Source organism: Herbidospora mongoliensis, from assembly GCF_001570545.1.
In the GTDB taxonomy this organism is placed as follows: domain Bacteria; phylum Actinomycetota; class Actinomycetes; order Streptosporangiales; family Streptosporangiaceae; genus Herbidospora; species Herbidospora mongoliensis.
Genome location: NZ_BBXD01000008.1, coordinates 244,065 through 257,368, shown reverse-complemented (window position 1 = coordinate 257,368; position 13,304 = coordinate 244,065). Strand labels below are relative to the sequence as shown.

Below are 13,304 nucleotides of genomic sequence, written 5' to 3'. Positions count from 1 at the left end.
TTCGCATGCCCGAAACGACGCCCTACCGCGACAGCCTGCTCGGCGTTCAATCCAACTTCGGCCGCACTCGGCCGGTCCGCAGGGAGACCCGCGACGGCAACGGCCGCATCCGCCGCGAGGTGTCCCGACCGACCGACGCCGGATCCGACGTCACGGTCACGAACAGAACCGACCGGCGTGGTCGTGAGCATCAGGACGTCCACGTCGAGGCCGCCGTCATCGTGCAGGAGGCCTCGTGAGCCAGGCGAGGATCAAGGCGCGACGCCTGTCCGAGGAAGCAGAAATGCTCACCACCGTCGCCGACCTGCAAGAGGCCCTGGCCGACGCGAAGACGGCGCACGAGGCCGAGCAGACACCGGAGTCGCTCGCAGCCAAGCGGACGGCGATGGAGAACACCACCGAGTTCCGGTCGTGGGTGCGCGGTGTGGCCCGGCTGCGCAAGGTCCGAGCGAAGCTCGGAGACCCGGAGCTCACAGCGGCCAGGCGCGAAGCCTACGAGGCCGAACTGCCCGGTCTGGAAGAACGGTGGGCCGAGCTCGAAGCCGTCCTGTCCGAGTTGAAGCCGACGGCGGGCCCAGTGTCTCTGCCTGACGGGTCGGCGGTCGCGGCCCCCGAGCCCGTACGCCTGCGTTCGCAGGTCAACAGTCCTGGGGGTGCCTGATGGCGTGGGTCGGATCTGGTCTGATGATGGCCACGCAGGTGGACCAGTGGGACCCCAGCGCCTTGGCGATCGATCTGACGGCGGAGGACGGCAAGCTCGCCCTGTGGGGATCGTCGATCACCCCCAACTTCGCTACCGACACGACGTATAACTCCGCGCCGTGGAACAGCGGCCAGTCGACGGGCGCGGGCTACACGACCGGCGGGCCTCTCGCTCTCGGGTCCACACTCACCGTCTCCTCGGGCTTCGCGAAGTACGACCTCGACAACATCGAGCTGACCGAAACCACGCTGATCAGCGAGGGCGGCCTCCTCTATTTCCCGAACAAGAGCAACAGGGCGCTGCTCGCCGTCTGGTGGGGCGAAGCCCTGGAAACCCAGGACGGCACGTTTCTGATCACGTGGCACTCAGACGGTGTGGCGCGGCTCTCCAACTGACGCAGGGGGTGAGCCGTGCTTCTCGCTAACAGGTTCTCCGGCGGGACCGCAGGGAACGCCATCACCACCGGAAACTCCGGCGGAACATCCGGCGACGCGTTCACCGCCAAAGACGGGTCACCCGCCTTCAGCAGCACCAGCGCCACCGGACAGCGCGCACCCCTGGTCGGGCGCTTCCCCGTCAGTGAGGGTTTCGCCGCCCTGCACTGGAACATCACCTTGGCGGCCCGCACCCTCTACATGCGGTCCTACTTCCGCTTCCCGACCCTGCCCTTCTCCACGGGCGCGATCTTCGTGGCGGGGAACGTCTCCCTCACCCTGTTGACCAACGGCATCCTCCGACTGGTCAACACCGCCACCTCAACCACCCTCCTGACCCTCGCCGAGGACATCCCCACCAGCCAGTGGGTCCGCGTCGAAATCCGCATCACCTACGGCACCACGACCGGCAACGGATCCGTCGAAGCGCAGCTCTACCTCGACGCCGACACCGGAACCCCTTCCGACACCGGCACGGCGTCCAGCCTCAACACCGGGACCTCGGTGCCGACCACCGTGGCGTGGACCAACATCGACCTCATCGAGCACTTCCTCGATGACATCGCCGTAGGGGACGAGGGGTGGATCGGCGGCACGGCCGTCCACCAGGAGGCCGCACCCAGTTCGGTCACCGGCACGTGGAACATCCCGGTGCCTGCCATCGCGGCAGGTTCCAGCACCGCACCGGAAACCGTCGACGGCACCTGGTCCGTCCCCGCCCCCGACGTGCTGGCCCTCGATGGCGGGGCTCCGGCCCACGCGCAACCCGACCTCATCACCGGCACGTGGGACATCCCCGCCCCGACCGTGCAGGCGTTCAAAAACGTCGAAGTGTCACCGAACCCCATCACCGCCACCTGGCAAGTCCCCCAACCGGCCGTCGGCGGCTCCCAGGTCCCCGGCCAGCAGATCTACAAGCCCGGCCAAGGCGAATGGCGCGGCCTCCTCCTCGGCGGCGGCACCCCCTACAGCCTGAAAACGCTCGACGGCTGGTACAGCCTCCCCGACATCGACCCCGGCAACGTCCCGCACCCCACCAGGTCCGGGTCCTATCCCGGCCGGGACCTCGGCCAGGAGCGTTATGTCATCTGGGCAGGAACCGCGTCCGCGCCCCGCGATCAGTGGGAAGACGTCATCGACGAACTGCGGCTGCGTTTCGGCCTCAGCCCGGACGACACCGAATACCCGCTCGCGATCCGGCTCCTGGAGCGGACGTGGATCGGTTACGGGAAGGTGAGCGGGCGCGGCATCCCCGTCGACCCGGATTTCCGGATGGGCCGAGCGAACGTCACGTTGAAGTGGACGTTGTCCGATCCCCGCCTGCTCTCCCGGGAGCTGGCCAACGCGGTCGTCGCCGACGGCGCCACCGTCTCCCTCGCCTCCGTAGGCAACGCCGACGCACGACCAGAGATCCGCATCCCCGGCCCGGCCACCGACCCGGAGCTGCTGATCGAGCAGCACGTCGGCAACGAGGTCGTTAACGAGAAACTCCTCGCCTTCGACCTGACGATCGGCTCCGGGGAACGCCTGAGCATCGACGTCCACCTCGGCATCGCCTCCGTCGACGGCGAGGACGTCATGAACCACCTCACCCAGACCAGCGCCCCCGTCACCGACTTCGTTTTCCCGCCCGGCACCCTCGATTTCTCCTACACGAGCGCCGGCGGATCCGCCCCGGCAGCAACCGTTCTGTGGCGCCACGCCGTCGAGTAAGGAGGTGACGGGTTGCCATCGATCCGCACCGCCTACACCGTCGTCATCTCCGGGGCCAGCGACACCATCCCCGCCCCCGGGAACGCACGCCCGGGTGACGTCATCCACGTCTTCCAAGGCGTGGATGAAGGTTCCGTGGGGCAGATGGGGATCAGCGGCGGCCCCGCCTGGTCCTCGCCCTACGACCTGACGCCGATTCCAGGGCAGTTCGTCACCAAGGTCCACCGCCGGATGATCACCTCATCCGAGCCAGACGAATACGAGGTGACCCAGGCGCCCGGGTCGGTCGGCGTCGCCACCGTCCTCGTCGTCCGCGACGCCTCCTCGTCCGTCGTCATCGCAGGAGAGTCCCTCGAAGCATGGGACGGCGGCCTCGACGGCGTCGCGACCCCGGGCGCGAACCCCGCCTTCGGCTCCGGCTCGAACTTGGACGTCCGGGTCTCCTACGCGTTCGGGTACGGCAACACCGACTGGGACGACCCCAGCGGCTACATGCCAATCACGAGCGGGAACACCGGGTACGTCGCCGCGCACGTCGCCGCCCGGGCCCTCTACTCCTCGTCGCCCGTCGGCCCGCGCACGTTCGAAACCGATGGGTACGTCGCCGGTTCGGCCGGCTACACGCTGATCTTCTCCCAGGGTGAAGCCGTACCACCGCCGCCGCCTCCGCCCGGCTTCACCCCCGGCCTCGGCATCAGCCCCTACCGGTACACCGCGCACGACCTCCTGACCGGCGACTACATCACAGACGTCGAGCTCACGAACGTCCATTTCGACCGGCGGATCGGTGAGCCGGGCACCTTCTCCGCGATGATCCCGCTCGCCAACCCGGTCCAGGCCGCGAAAGCCCGCAAGATCGTCCCCCGCAAAAGCTCGGATCTGTCGACCGGGCCGGGCCGGACGACGATCCGGATCTGGCGGGATGGGGATCTGTGGGGGGAGTACTGGCTCCACGGCGCCCGACCAGGCCGGTCCCGTCGAGGCACGGAAACCATCACGCTCCGCGGCTCGACGCTGGACGCCTACATCCTGAACACCCAGATGGATCTCCCCATTAACTTCACCGGGGAGCAGTTCGCGAACTTCCGCGCTTTGCTGGCCCACCTCCAGGGCGACTTCCACGCCGACATCGGCCTGGCCCTCACCTCAGGCAGTTCGTCGGTGATCCGGCCCCTCACCGCACAGCCTGAAGACCGACGGACGCACGGCGCCATCATCACCGCCTACGCCCGGGAAGCCGGGGAGAACGGTTTCGAGTTCTACTGCGATCCGCGCATCTCCGGGACCAGCGTGGACCGGCGGATCGTTGTCGGCGCCCCCCGGATCGACACGGGCGTCGTCCACCTTTTCGAGGAGTCACCGCGCGGCGGTTCGATCGTCGAACGAAGCGAGGAAATCGATGCCCTACGCGCCGGCACACGCATGCTCGCCCGGGGCGGCACCCCGGAGACGACGGATGCCACCCAGTCGGCGGTCCCCACCGTCAGCACGTGGGTGGAGGCGACCGCACACTATGAGGCGGGCTGGCCTCGTATCGACAGGGTGATCGACCACCCCCTCCAGTCGACCGATTCGGGCACCCTCGACGACTTCGCCGCGCGGTGGATCAACACGTTCGCCGGCGCTCTGCGCGTCCACAGCGTGACCGTGGTCCTCGGCAAAAAAACCACGCTCACGCCGTCCAGCTTGGGTGATCAGGTGCGCCGGAAGATCGTCAGCGTCTGGCACCCGTACATCGACGGCGAAGTCTCCTTCGACGAGAGCCAGCGCCTGCTGGGGATCGGTATCACGCCGATTTCTCGGATGTCCGGCAAGGAAGAAGCCCAGCTGATTCTGGAGGAGCCGACCCTATGAGTTCCGACCAGATGCCTGGCGGCCTGGACAGGATCATCAACGACCTGCGACGCGACGTAGCCGAGCTGAAGCGCCAGGCGGGGATCAAGACCGGTCTCCAGATCAAGCAGTCGTCCGGGGCGTTCAACGTCGTGTCGAGCTCCGACCCGGGGACGCCGGTGTCGGGCTGGCACCTGTGGTCGGACTCCGGCACGTTCAAGATCAAGCACAGCAACGGTGTGGTGCGGACGATCCCGGCGGCAGGCGTCAGCAACGCCTCGTTCAGCTCCGGCAGCATCTCCAACCCGCCGACGCAGGCCCAGGTCACCAACGTCCAGTCGGGCGTGTCCAGCGCGGTGACCACGGTCAACAACCTGCTCGCTGTGCTCCGCGACGCGAACCTCATCACCAGCTGACCGGCCCCCACGAACGTGCCGTCTCCCGGGAGCTCGGGCCCGGGGGACGGCACCACCCCCTTTGCAGGAGAGCGATGAACGACGGCAGCGGAGACCTGTCCCTCTACGAAATGGCCAGAACCTTGGTCCGGATGGAGGGGGAGATCAACCGCCGCTTAGGTGACGTGGCGCAGACCTTGAGCCAGATGGTCACCCGCGACCTGCACGACGCCCACAGGGCGGCCATGCAGCGCGATATCGACGACCTGGTCGCCGAGATCCGCGCCGAGCGGGAACGCCGAGCCGCCGACAAACGGATGGTCACGGCCGCGTTCATCACCGCCGGCCTGTCTCTCGTGGTCGCCGTCGTGGCGGCCGCCCTGCTGATCTCCCCCAACCTCCCAGGAGGCTGACGTGCCGGACCCTCCCCTGACACAGGCCGCCCTCGACATCCTGCGCAGCCACATCGGCTACCGCGAACGCGGCACCAACGACACCATCTTCAACCGCGAATTCGGGAAGCTCCCCGGCTACCCCCATGACGGCTACGGCTACCCCTGGTGCTCGTCGTTCCTGTCCGTCTGCCTAGAGCGCGCTGGCCTCGACCCGGGCGTCGACTTCCCGTGGACTGCAGGGTGTGAGGCCGGGGTGGTGTGGTTCAAGGCCCGCGACCGGTTCGGATCCACGCCCCGCGTCGGCGCGCTCGTCTACTACGGGCCCCGCGGCGGCACCCACGTCGAATGGGTGGCCGAGGTCACCCAGACCACCATCACCACCATCGGCGGCAACACGTCCGGCTCGCTGGACGGCCGGTTCCACAACGGCGACGGCGTCTACCGCAAGACGGTCGCCCGCAGCAGTGACCGGATCTACGGCTACGGCTACCCCGTCTACCCGGCGCCGGGCCCGGTGGCCGCGACGATGACGCCGACGGAGGCTCTCATGCGCCAGCTCCCGCTGATCAAGGTCGGCTCGAAGGGCTGGGCGGTGAAGCGGGCGTTCTACCTGCTCATCTCCCACGGCCAGAAGCTCGACCCGAAGGTCCTGGACGACACCGTTTTCACCCCGCAGATGGAGACCGCGGTCAAGGCGGTCCAGAAGCAGAACGGCAAGAAGGTCGACGGCGAGATCGGCTCGGAGACCTGGGCCGTACTGGTCCTCCCGTAACACCCACCCTGAAGGAGAGTCCCCGAGATGACCGATCCCCACCTGTACCACAGCCCGCGCACGGCGGCGAAGGTCGAGCCGAAGGTGAAGGCCGCCACCGTCGGCTCCTACCTCGGCCTGCTCGCGATCCTCGCCCCGCTCCAGGCGGTCAACGCCGACCTCGACCTGATCGCGTTCCTGCCCGACTGGCTGGAAACCCTTGCGGTCCCGCTGCTGCCCGGCCTGGTGACCTACGTGTCGGGCTACGTGGCCCGGCACGCGCCGCGCCCGGATCTGCCGGCCTCGCAACGCTGACCTACGCAGCGCAGCGCCCCCGCTCCCCTCCTCGTGAGGGTGGCGGGGGCGCCCTTTTCGCGTTCCCGGGGGCTACTTGGCGTTGTGGGCCTCGTCGAGGTGGGCGGCCCAGACGTGCTCGGCCAGCTGCATGTCGGTCGTCTCCGGAAGCGCCCCGGCGAGCTCGTCATCCATCTGGCACGGCGCGTGGGAGCTGATGTGGGCGAGCAGCTCGGCGCGGGTGCCGGGGATCTCTCCGATGATGATGGCGCGGAGGAACACCCAGTGCTCAGCGTCCTCGACCGGGTGGTAGAAGCCCTGCTCGGCCTTGGCGCGGGCCTGGAGTACGGTGCCGCGGTGGCGGAGCTGGCGGGTGTGCTCCCCGGTGACGGGGTGGAAGACGTTGACGATCTGGAAGCCGACGCCTTCGACGGTGCGCTCGGCGGGGATGTTCTGGGTCATGATCTTGCCCTTCTGGCTGGTGGTTTTCCTGGCCGGTTCGGGGCTCTCACCCCCCGTTCCGACACCTCAAAATCTACAGCACTGAGACTGATCTGTCTAGGGGTACCCTGAAATTGGCCAACCTGGCTGGTGGGCCACGCGAGCCCGGCGGACTCTCACCCCGCCCCCGACCTCGGTCGAGGGCGGGACACCCGCCGGGCTCGTTCACTTCTCCCGGGGCCGAGGCGGCCGGCCCGGCTCCCCCGGATTCTCCTTCCGGTGCACCAGCTCCCGCCGGCGGAAATGCGTCACCCCGCACACGTCGACGCGCGTGAGCCGCCCCTCGGTCGCGTAGGCCCGCACCGTCGACGTCCCGACGTCAAGCACCTCGGCCGCCTCGTCCTGGTCGAGCAGGTCGAGCGGATCCGTCCTGGTGCCGACGCGCCACACCGGCAGCTCCCGGCCGGCGGCGAACGCCTCCCACTGCGCGCGGTCGTAGAGGGGCCGGCGGGCGCCCTCCTTGAACGGCTTGGGCGCTCCCGGCAGCTCCCACAGGCGGCGGTTCTGGACCTGCTTGCGGGTGAGGCCGTAGATCTCGCCGATGCCGCCGGTGTCGATGGCTGTGCGGCCTGCGGGGATCATCTCGGGTGGTCCTTCCATGCGGGAGGCCCGCCCCCGTCGAGGGAGCGGGCCCGGGCGGGTTCTAGTAGGTGCAGCCGCGGACGAGGTCCAGCAGGACGGTCTCGACGCGCTCGCGGGTGAACCAGCGGATCTCCTGGGGCACCCGGTCGTACCAGCAGCCGTCGGTGCCGAGCTTCTGGGGGTAGTTGGCGTGCTCGATCGTGAAGACGCCCCCGGTGCGGACCACGAAGACCACGTCGTCGGTCCCGACGGTCAGGGTGACGCCGTGGGCCCACTCGCCGTCCATCTCGACTCGCATGTCGTGGCGGCACAGTGCGGCGCGGAGGTCGCGCTGGGCTCGGGGGGTGAGGGCCTCGTAGCGGGTGCGGGCCTGCTCGTCGGTCTGGTTGCGCCAGTCGGTGGCGGTCTGGGCGTCGCTGGCGGCGGTGAAGGTGGCGCTCATGGTGGGCTCCTTGGCTGGTGGTGTGGTGTCTTCCGGGGCTCTCACCCCCCGTTCCGACACTTCAAAATCTACAGCATTGAGACTCATCGCGCAAGTCTCAGCGCTGCAAATTCCGAAAATCCCTATCAGCCCTGCTCGGGAGCCCCGTCGCCCTCGGCCGGCACCACGAAGCTGCCCATCCCGCGCACCCGCCGGGTCAACCCCGCCTCGACCAGCGCCTGGAGGGCCTTCGCCGCCGTCCGACTGTTGATTCCGAACTCAGCGACCAGCTTCAGCTCAGACGGCACCCGCGTCCGGGGCGGGTATTCGCCGGACGCGATCCGCGCCCGGAGGATGGCCGCGACCTGCTCAAATTTCGGCTCGTCAGGAGCCAGCTCGGTCATGCGCGTCACAGTAGGTCGCCATCCCGCAGCGTCCCAATGCATGCGGCAGTGTGGTGCAGTATGCGGCACCTAGGTTAACCTGCGGTTTAACCGGACCTTCCCCCTTGAGCCCGGAGCCGCCGCATGGGCGTAGCCCTCCCCTCCGTTCACGGCCCGCACGTCCCCCAACATCCGCAGCCGCAGCCTGAGAAACTGCACTGGCGCCTCGGCACCTCCACGAACCGCTGCACACGCGAGCGCGTCATCAGTCACACCTGCGAGTGCCGGACCGTGCTGTTCGAGCTCCGGGCCGCCGGCGGCGTCTACTACATCCGCCGCACCGACCGCACCTCGGATCCGGTCGGCCTCGCATTCCTGGCTCGGGCGGTGTGGGAGACGGAGGGCTACCTCCATCGGCGGGCCTTGGAGGTCTGGGATCGGCTGCTCGTCGGCCTGGCCGTATAGAGGGAGGGGCCGGTGCGCGTGACGGCGCACCAGACCCCTCGGCCACCGCTGTACCCCGCTTCACCCCTACTCACACCTGCCTACGCCTAGGGGTGCCGACGCCTGATTGCAGGGGCGTACAGGTGTGCACCTAGGGTCCTGCGCATGGAATGGCGCGAGGACCTGCCGCGGTGGCAGCAGGTGGCGAGGATTGTGGAGCAGCGCATTTCCACGGGCGTTTATAAAAAGGGCCGTCTCATTTCCGAGAATGGCCTGATGCAGGAGTTTGGAATTGCGCGCTCGACCGTTCGCAAGGCGACCGCGCACCTGCGTTCCGAGGGGTTGATCTACACTCGCCCGAACCTCGGCAGCTTCGTGGGTCCCGACCCCGATGCCGAGCCTGCCGGGGATGGCGAAGCCCCGGGCGCCTGAGGGCGGTTCCGGGGCTGTACGGTGCTTGACCTGGGCTTTAGGGAAGATCAGCGACGCCGGGTTAGGGCGTCTGATTCGCGTGCACACTGGTGGCTGCTCATCTGCGTATTCGCAGGACTGCACACAGGTGGATATCGGATAATCCGTAGTCAGATGCTCTATCCATTGAGCTACGGCTGCTTGCAGAACTAAGCATAGCGGGTCCCGGCCCCTACTCCGAACCGGTTACCCCAAGACACCCGTCCCCCAACTCCCGGCCAAAATCCGGACCCCACCGCATACCCCCGATCACCGCCGGTTAAGAACCGACATAACCGCACAGATCAGGGGCCTAATGTGCTGAACCTGGGCGTCCTCGCCATCGTCATCCTGCTAGCCACCACAACGATCATCCATCGCAGAAAACGAAGACGCGCCGAGGAGGCCGAGCACCTCCTGGTCGAGCGCATCAACGGCGTCCTCGGCGCCGATCACCGCAGTCTCACCGACCCGATGGACCTGTTCCAGCGTGGCAAGCAAGCAGGCCTGACCACCCGTCTCCACATCCAGGGCCCCGCTAGGGACCTGCCGAGGGACGTCGACCTGGCCGGCTACAGAATTGTCCAAGAGGCGCTGACCAGCGCACTTGAGCACGGCACCACGTCGGCCACGGTCATGATCTCCTACCTGCCGTCAGCGATCACGCTGACCATCGACAGCCCGATCGGGGTCCGGGCATCCCGTCGGTCCGGGGTCAGGCTGATGCGGGCCAGGGCCGCCCCCTTGGGGGGAAGTGTCCACGCCGGGCCGCACATGGGGGGTTGGCGGGTCATCGTCCGGCTTCCGACGGAACTGACGCCCCAGTGAGTCGGCCACCGGCCAGATGAGGGCGATCAGCGGTACCTTCGCGGCGTTCAGCATGAAACCGGTCAAAGCTGAGGTCCGGGAAGCGTCCCCCACCATGACGATGGCGCCGAAGAGCAATACGCACATGATCGTGTACGCTCCGGCGATCCTGATCCAGATCGCCCACTCGCTGAGTACCTTCGGCGGCTTCTTGAAGCCCCGGGCGACCCACTCGTCGGCCCACTTGACGGTCCGGTGGCCGAAGACGACCGAATAGGCGATGTACGCCCCCGCCAGCCCGTGCTGCCAGGTCGCCACGGCCCCCGAGCGCATGTCGATCACGGCCGCCACGAGCAGCACGACGTCCAGCACCGGGGTCAGGGCCAGAAGGGCCCAGCTGGTGCGGCGCAGGCGTAGGCCGTACCGGACGGAAAGTCCGGCGGCGAGGATGATCCAGAAACCGGCCTCGGCCGCGATGATCAACCACAACAATGGAATCCACCTCCGGAAACCATGCTCGTGCCGCCGGAGTCGGCGAACCTCACCGCTGGGGACGAAGTCCCATACATCTAAAGATGTATGCCCATTTCAGGCGGCTCGTGGTGAGATGAAACGCATGACTCCCAACCGGCAGGACACGCTGATGGCCGTGGCGGCCTTCGCCGTTGGGGTCGTCCTGCTGATCGCGGGGGCTTACGACCACAAGTCGGGCGTTCCGCTGCAGCTGTTCCTCATCCCGCTCGCGATCACCTGTGTCGGTGTGGTGATCCGCCGGAGGAGGCCGGTGACGGCGCTCGTCATCGGGGTGATCGCGCTGGTGGCCGACGCGTCGATCGGGCCGTCGCTCGGGACGGCCGTCGTGTTCAGCGACAACGTCTACGCGGCGTCCCTCTATGGGCCCCGGAAGCTGATGACCCTTCTGCTGCGCATCAGCCCGGTTTGGGCGTTGGCCGCGGGGGCCGCGACGGGCTTGCAGACGCATGATTGGGGGTGGGGAACGGTCATGGCCTTTCAGGTCGGACTGATCACTGTCATGCCGGTCACCACCGCCGCGATCGTCAGGAATCACCGCGACAACGCCCGGCAGGCCGCGATCATGGCCGAATTCGATCGAAAGGCAGCGATCTCCGCCGAACGCACCCGGATGGCCAGGGAACTGCACGATCTGGTCGCGAACCACTTCAGCGCGATCGCCATCCAGTCGAGTGCTGTTCTGTCCAGGAAAGATTTGGACGCGAAGTCCGTCCGGGAAATCGTCGAGTCGATCCGGGAGAACAGCGTCCAGGGCATGGCCGAGATGCGCGGCATGATCGGGCTGCTCCGGGCCGAAGGCGAGTGCGAGGCCCTCCGGCCGAGCCTCTCCGCAGTCGACGACCTGGTCAAACGCTCAGGGATGACGACCACCGTCGACGTCCTGGGCGCACCGAGAGATCTTCCTCCGGCGGTCGATCTGGCCGCGTACAGAATTGTCCAGGAGTCCCTGACGAACGCGCTCAAACACGGCTCCGCGCCCGTTTCCATCGCGATCGACTATCGTCCCGACGAACTGGCGCTGACCATCAACAACCCGGTCACCGACCGGCCCCGCGACCTGCCCGGCGCGCGGGCCGGCCTGATCGGCATGCACGAACGCGCCACCCTGCTCGGTGGCACGTTCGAGGCGGGGCCGAGTGAGCGGGGCTGGCGGGTCAGCGCGATCCTGTCGACATGATCACGGTACTGATCGCCGACGACCACGCGGCGGTGCGCATGGGAATCCGCCTGGTCCTGGAGGGCGCCAGCGACATCCGGGTCGTCGGCGAGGCCGCGGACGGCCGGGCCGCCGTCACCCTGGCGAAGCAACTTCGTCCCGATGTGGTGATCATGGACATCAGGATGCCCCGGCTCGACGGCATCGCGGCCACCCGGGAGCTCGCCGGGCTGACGGAGATCCTCGTGCTGACCACTTTCGACCTGGACGAATACGTCTTCGGCGCACTACGGGCCGGCGCCGCCGGGTTCCTGCTGAAGAACACCGACGCCACCACGCTCGTCGAGGCGGTCCGGCTGGTCGCGGGCGGCGACGGGCTGATCTCCCCGCAGGTGACCAGAAAGCTCATCTCCGCGTTCGCCCGCACGAGACCGGTGAGAGCCCCCGACAGCCTCACAGCCCGGGAACGGGACGTCCTCAACTGCCTCGGGCGCGGCCTGTCGAACGCGGAGATAGCCCGCGAACTCGACATCGCCGAGCCGACCGTGAAGACGCACGTCAGCCGGGTGCTGGCCAAACTCGGGCTGCAGAGCCGGGCCCAGGCCGCCGCCTACTACGCCGGAATGTAGAGAATCAGCTGCTCGGCGACACAGGCCGGTTTCGGTACGCTCTCGACCTCGATGATCAGTTTGAGCGTCCCCAGCACACCTTGGGCCGTATCGGTGAGTTCCACGATCTCGCCCCCCGCCCGGACGCGCGATCCGACCGGGACGGGCGCGGGGAACCGCACCTTGTTGAGCCCGTAGTTGATCCCCATGGCCAGCCCCTCGACCCGGATGAGCTCGCTCATCAGCCCCGGAAGCATCGACAGCGACAGGAACCCGTGGGCGATCGTCCCGCCGAACGGCCCCTGGGCCGCGCGCTCGACGTCGATGTGGATCCACTGGTGGTCGTCGGTGGCGTCGGCGAACAGGTTGACCTGTTCCTGGGTGACGGTGCGCCACTCCGTGAAGCCGAGATGCGTACCTTGAGCGGCTTTGAGCTCGGCGATATTCGAGAAGATCCGCATGACTCGAACTTTATTCTGCTGCCAACTCATGTGTCGAGATAAAGGCAGAAGGGATGACCGGCCGGATCCAGCATGACGCGGACATCGTCCTGGGGCTGGAAATCAGCGACGGTCGCGCCGAGTGCCAACGCCCTGGCGACCTCTTCTTCCAGGCCCGTGACGCCCACGTCGACGTGCAGCATCATCTGCTGCTTCCCGGGCGCGTTCGGCCAGGTGGGGGGCTCGTAGTCGGGCGAGGTCTGGAAGGCGACGTACGACGTGCCCTCGCCGGGGTGGACGGCCTCGCCGTCGTTGATCAGCTCCCAGCCGAGGAGGTCGGCGTAGAAGCGGGCGAGCTTTCGCGAATCAGGAGCATCCAGAACGACACCCCACCAACCGGTAAGCATGCCCTGGAAATACCCAAGGCTCGGGGGAAATGTCGGAGTCTTCCGATGAAACG

Annotated in this window: 21 protein-coding genes; 13 read left to right on the top strand and 8 right to left on the bottom strand. The window is 67.8% G+C overall.

Annotated features, from left to right (window positions below):
• The first annotated feature begins 5 nt into the window (after window positions 1–5).
• From AW272_RS01360 to AW272_RS01320, 9 genes are all read left to right on the top strand, one after another.
• A complete protein-coding gene (locus tag AW272_RS01360) occupies window positions 6–239 on the top strand; it encodes a hypothetical protein (protein ID WP_066360245.1) in 234 nt (77 codons plus the stop codon).
• Window positions 236–661: a hypothetical protein gene (locus AW272_RS01355; RefSeq protein ID WP_157518131.1), complete on the top strand. Its 426-nt coding sequence runs from the start codon at window positions 236–238 to the stop codon at window positions 659–661. Before AW272_RS01360 ends, AW272_RS01355 begins: the two co-directional genes overlap by 4 nt.
• Before the next feature lie 26 nt (window positions 662–687).
• Window positions 688–1,098, top strand: coding sequence for a hypothetical protein (locus AW272_RS01350; protein WP_157518128.1), 411 nt, complete (start codon window positions 688–690; stop codon window positions 1,096–1,098).
• 15 nt (window positions 1,099–1,113) lie between these two features.
• The gene (locus tag AW272_RS01345; protein ID WP_066360239.1) at window positions 1,114–2,850 is read left to right on the top strand and encodes a hypothetical protein; all 1,737 of its coding nucleotides are present in this window, start codon (window positions 1,114–1,116) and stop codon (window positions 2,848–2,850) included.
• A 12-nt stretch (window positions 2,851–2,862) separates the two neighbouring features.
• Window positions 2,863–4,704 (top strand): hypothetical protein, encoded by a 1,842-nt coding sequence (locus AW272_RS01340; protein WP_066360237.1) that lies wholly within the window; start codon window positions 2,863–2,865, stop codon window positions 4,702–4,704.
• A complete protein-coding gene (locus AW272_RS01335; protein WP_066360235.1) occupies window positions 4,701–5,099 on the top strand; it encodes a hypothetical protein in 399 nt (132 codons plus the stop codon). The genes AW272_RS01340 and AW272_RS01335 overlap by 4 nt, the downstream gene beginning before the upstream one ends.
• Before the next feature lie 74 nt (window positions 5,100–5,173).
• A complete protein-coding gene (locus tag AW272_RS01330) occupies window positions 5,174–5,491 on the top strand; it encodes a hypothetical protein (RefSeq protein ID WP_066360233.1) in 318 nt (105 codons plus the stop codon).
• Window position 5,492: 1 nt separating this feature from the next.
• On the top strand, window positions 5,493–6,245 hold the full coding sequence (locus tag AW272_RS01325) for a C40 family peptidase (protein WP_066360228.1): 753 nt from the start codon (window positions 5,493–5,495) through the stop codon (window positions 6,243–6,245).
• Between the two features lie 27 nt (window positions 6,246–6,272).
• Window positions 6,273–6,539: a hypothetical protein gene (locus tag AW272_RS01320; protein WP_066360225.1), complete on the top strand. Its 267-nt coding sequence runs from the start codon at window positions 6,273–6,275 to the stop codon at window positions 6,537–6,539.
• A 72-nt stretch (window positions 6,540–6,611) separates the two neighbouring features.
• Here the strand turns inward: AW272_RS01320 and AW272_RS01315 are convergent, their stop codons facing one another.
• The 4 genes from AW272_RS01315 to AW272_RS01300 all read right to left on the bottom strand — a co-directional run bounded on the left by AW272_RS01315 (window position 6,612) and on the right by AW272_RS01300 (window position 8,426).
• Window positions 6,612–6,980, bottom strand: coding sequence for a hypothetical protein (locus AW272_RS01315; protein WP_066360224.1), 369 nt, complete (start codon window positions 6,978–6,980; stop codon window positions 6,612–6,614).
• A 204-nt stretch (window positions 6,981–7,184) separates the two neighbouring features.
• A complete protein-coding gene (locus tag AW272_RS01310) occupies window positions 7,185–7,601 on the bottom strand; it encodes a helix-turn-helix domain-containing protein (protein WP_066360220.1) in 417 nt (138 codons plus the stop codon).
• Window positions 7,602–7,662: 61 nt separating this feature from the next.
• The gene (locus AW272_RS01305) at window positions 7,663–8,043 is read right to left on the bottom strand and encodes a hypothetical protein (RefSeq protein ID WP_066360218.1); all 381 of its coding nucleotides are present in this window, start codon (window positions 8,041–8,043) and stop codon (window positions 7,663–7,665) included.
• A 125-nt stretch (window positions 8,044–8,168) separates the two neighbouring features.
• Entirely contained in the window at window positions 8,169–8,426 is a 258-nt protein-coding gene (locus AW272_RS01300; protein ID WP_066360208.1) for a GntR family transcriptional regulator, read from the bottom strand.
• 123 nt (window positions 8,427–8,549) lie between these two features.
• Between AW272_RS01300 and AW272_RS41655 the strand changes: the two genes are divergently transcribed.
• Window positions 8,550–8,870, top strand: coding sequence for a hypothetical protein (locus tag AW272_RS41655; RefSeq protein WP_157518125.1), 321 nt, complete (start codon window positions 8,550–8,552; stop codon window positions 8,868–8,870).
• A gap of 144 nt (window positions 8,871–9,014) precedes the next feature.
• Entirely contained in the window at window positions 9,015–9,281 is a 267-nt protein-coding gene (locus AW272_RS01295; RefSeq protein WP_066360206.1) for a winged helix-turn-helix domain-containing protein, read from the top strand.
• Between the two features lie 372 nt (window positions 9,282–9,653).
• Here the strand turns inward: AW272_RS01295 and AW272_RS41650 are convergent, their stop codons facing one another.
• Window positions 9,654–9,800, bottom strand: a complete 147-nt coding sequence (locus AW272_RS41650; RefSeq protein WP_157518122.1) for a hypothetical protein — start codon at window positions 9,798–9,800, stop codon at window positions 9,654–9,656.
• Window positions 9,801–9,953: 153 nt separating this feature from the next.
• The gene (locus tag AW272_RS01285) at window positions 9,954–10,598 is read right to left on the bottom strand and encodes a hypothetical protein (protein ID WP_157518119.1); all 645 of its coding nucleotides are present in this window, start codon (window positions 10,596–10,598) and stop codon (window positions 9,954–9,956) included.
• Between the two features lie 124 nt (window positions 10,599–10,722).
• Between AW272_RS01285 and AW272_RS01280 the strand changes: the two genes are divergently transcribed.
• Entirely contained in the window at window positions 10,723–11,817 is a 1,095-nt protein-coding gene (locus AW272_RS01280) for a sensor histidine kinase (RefSeq protein WP_245657157.1), read from the top strand.
• Window positions 11,814–12,425: a response regulator gene (locus tag AW272_RS01275; RefSeq protein WP_066360200.1), complete on the top strand. Its 612-nt coding sequence runs from the start codon at window positions 11,814–11,816 to the stop codon at window positions 12,423–12,425. Before AW272_RS01280 ends, AW272_RS01275 begins: the two co-directional genes overlap by 4 nt.
• Here AW272_RS01275 and AW272_RS01270 read toward each other — a convergent pair.
• Window positions 12,410–12,865 carry a MaoC family dehydratase gene (locus tag AW272_RS01270; RefSeq protein ID WP_066360198.1) on the bottom strand — a complete coding sequence of 152 codons (456 nt, stop codon included), beginning with the start codon at window positions 12,863–12,865 and terminating at the stop codon, window positions 12,410–12,412. The two genes, AW272_RS01275 and AW272_RS01270, sit on opposite strands and share 16 nt — an antisense overlap.
• Window positions 12,866–12,891: 26 nt before the next feature.
• Complete coding sequence (locus tag AW272_RS01265; protein ID WP_066360195.1) at window positions 12,892–13,251, bottom strand: VOC family protein; 360 nt, start codon at window positions 13,249–13,251, stop codon at window positions 12,892–12,894.
• Window positions 13,252–13,304 lie beyond the last annotated feature (53 nt).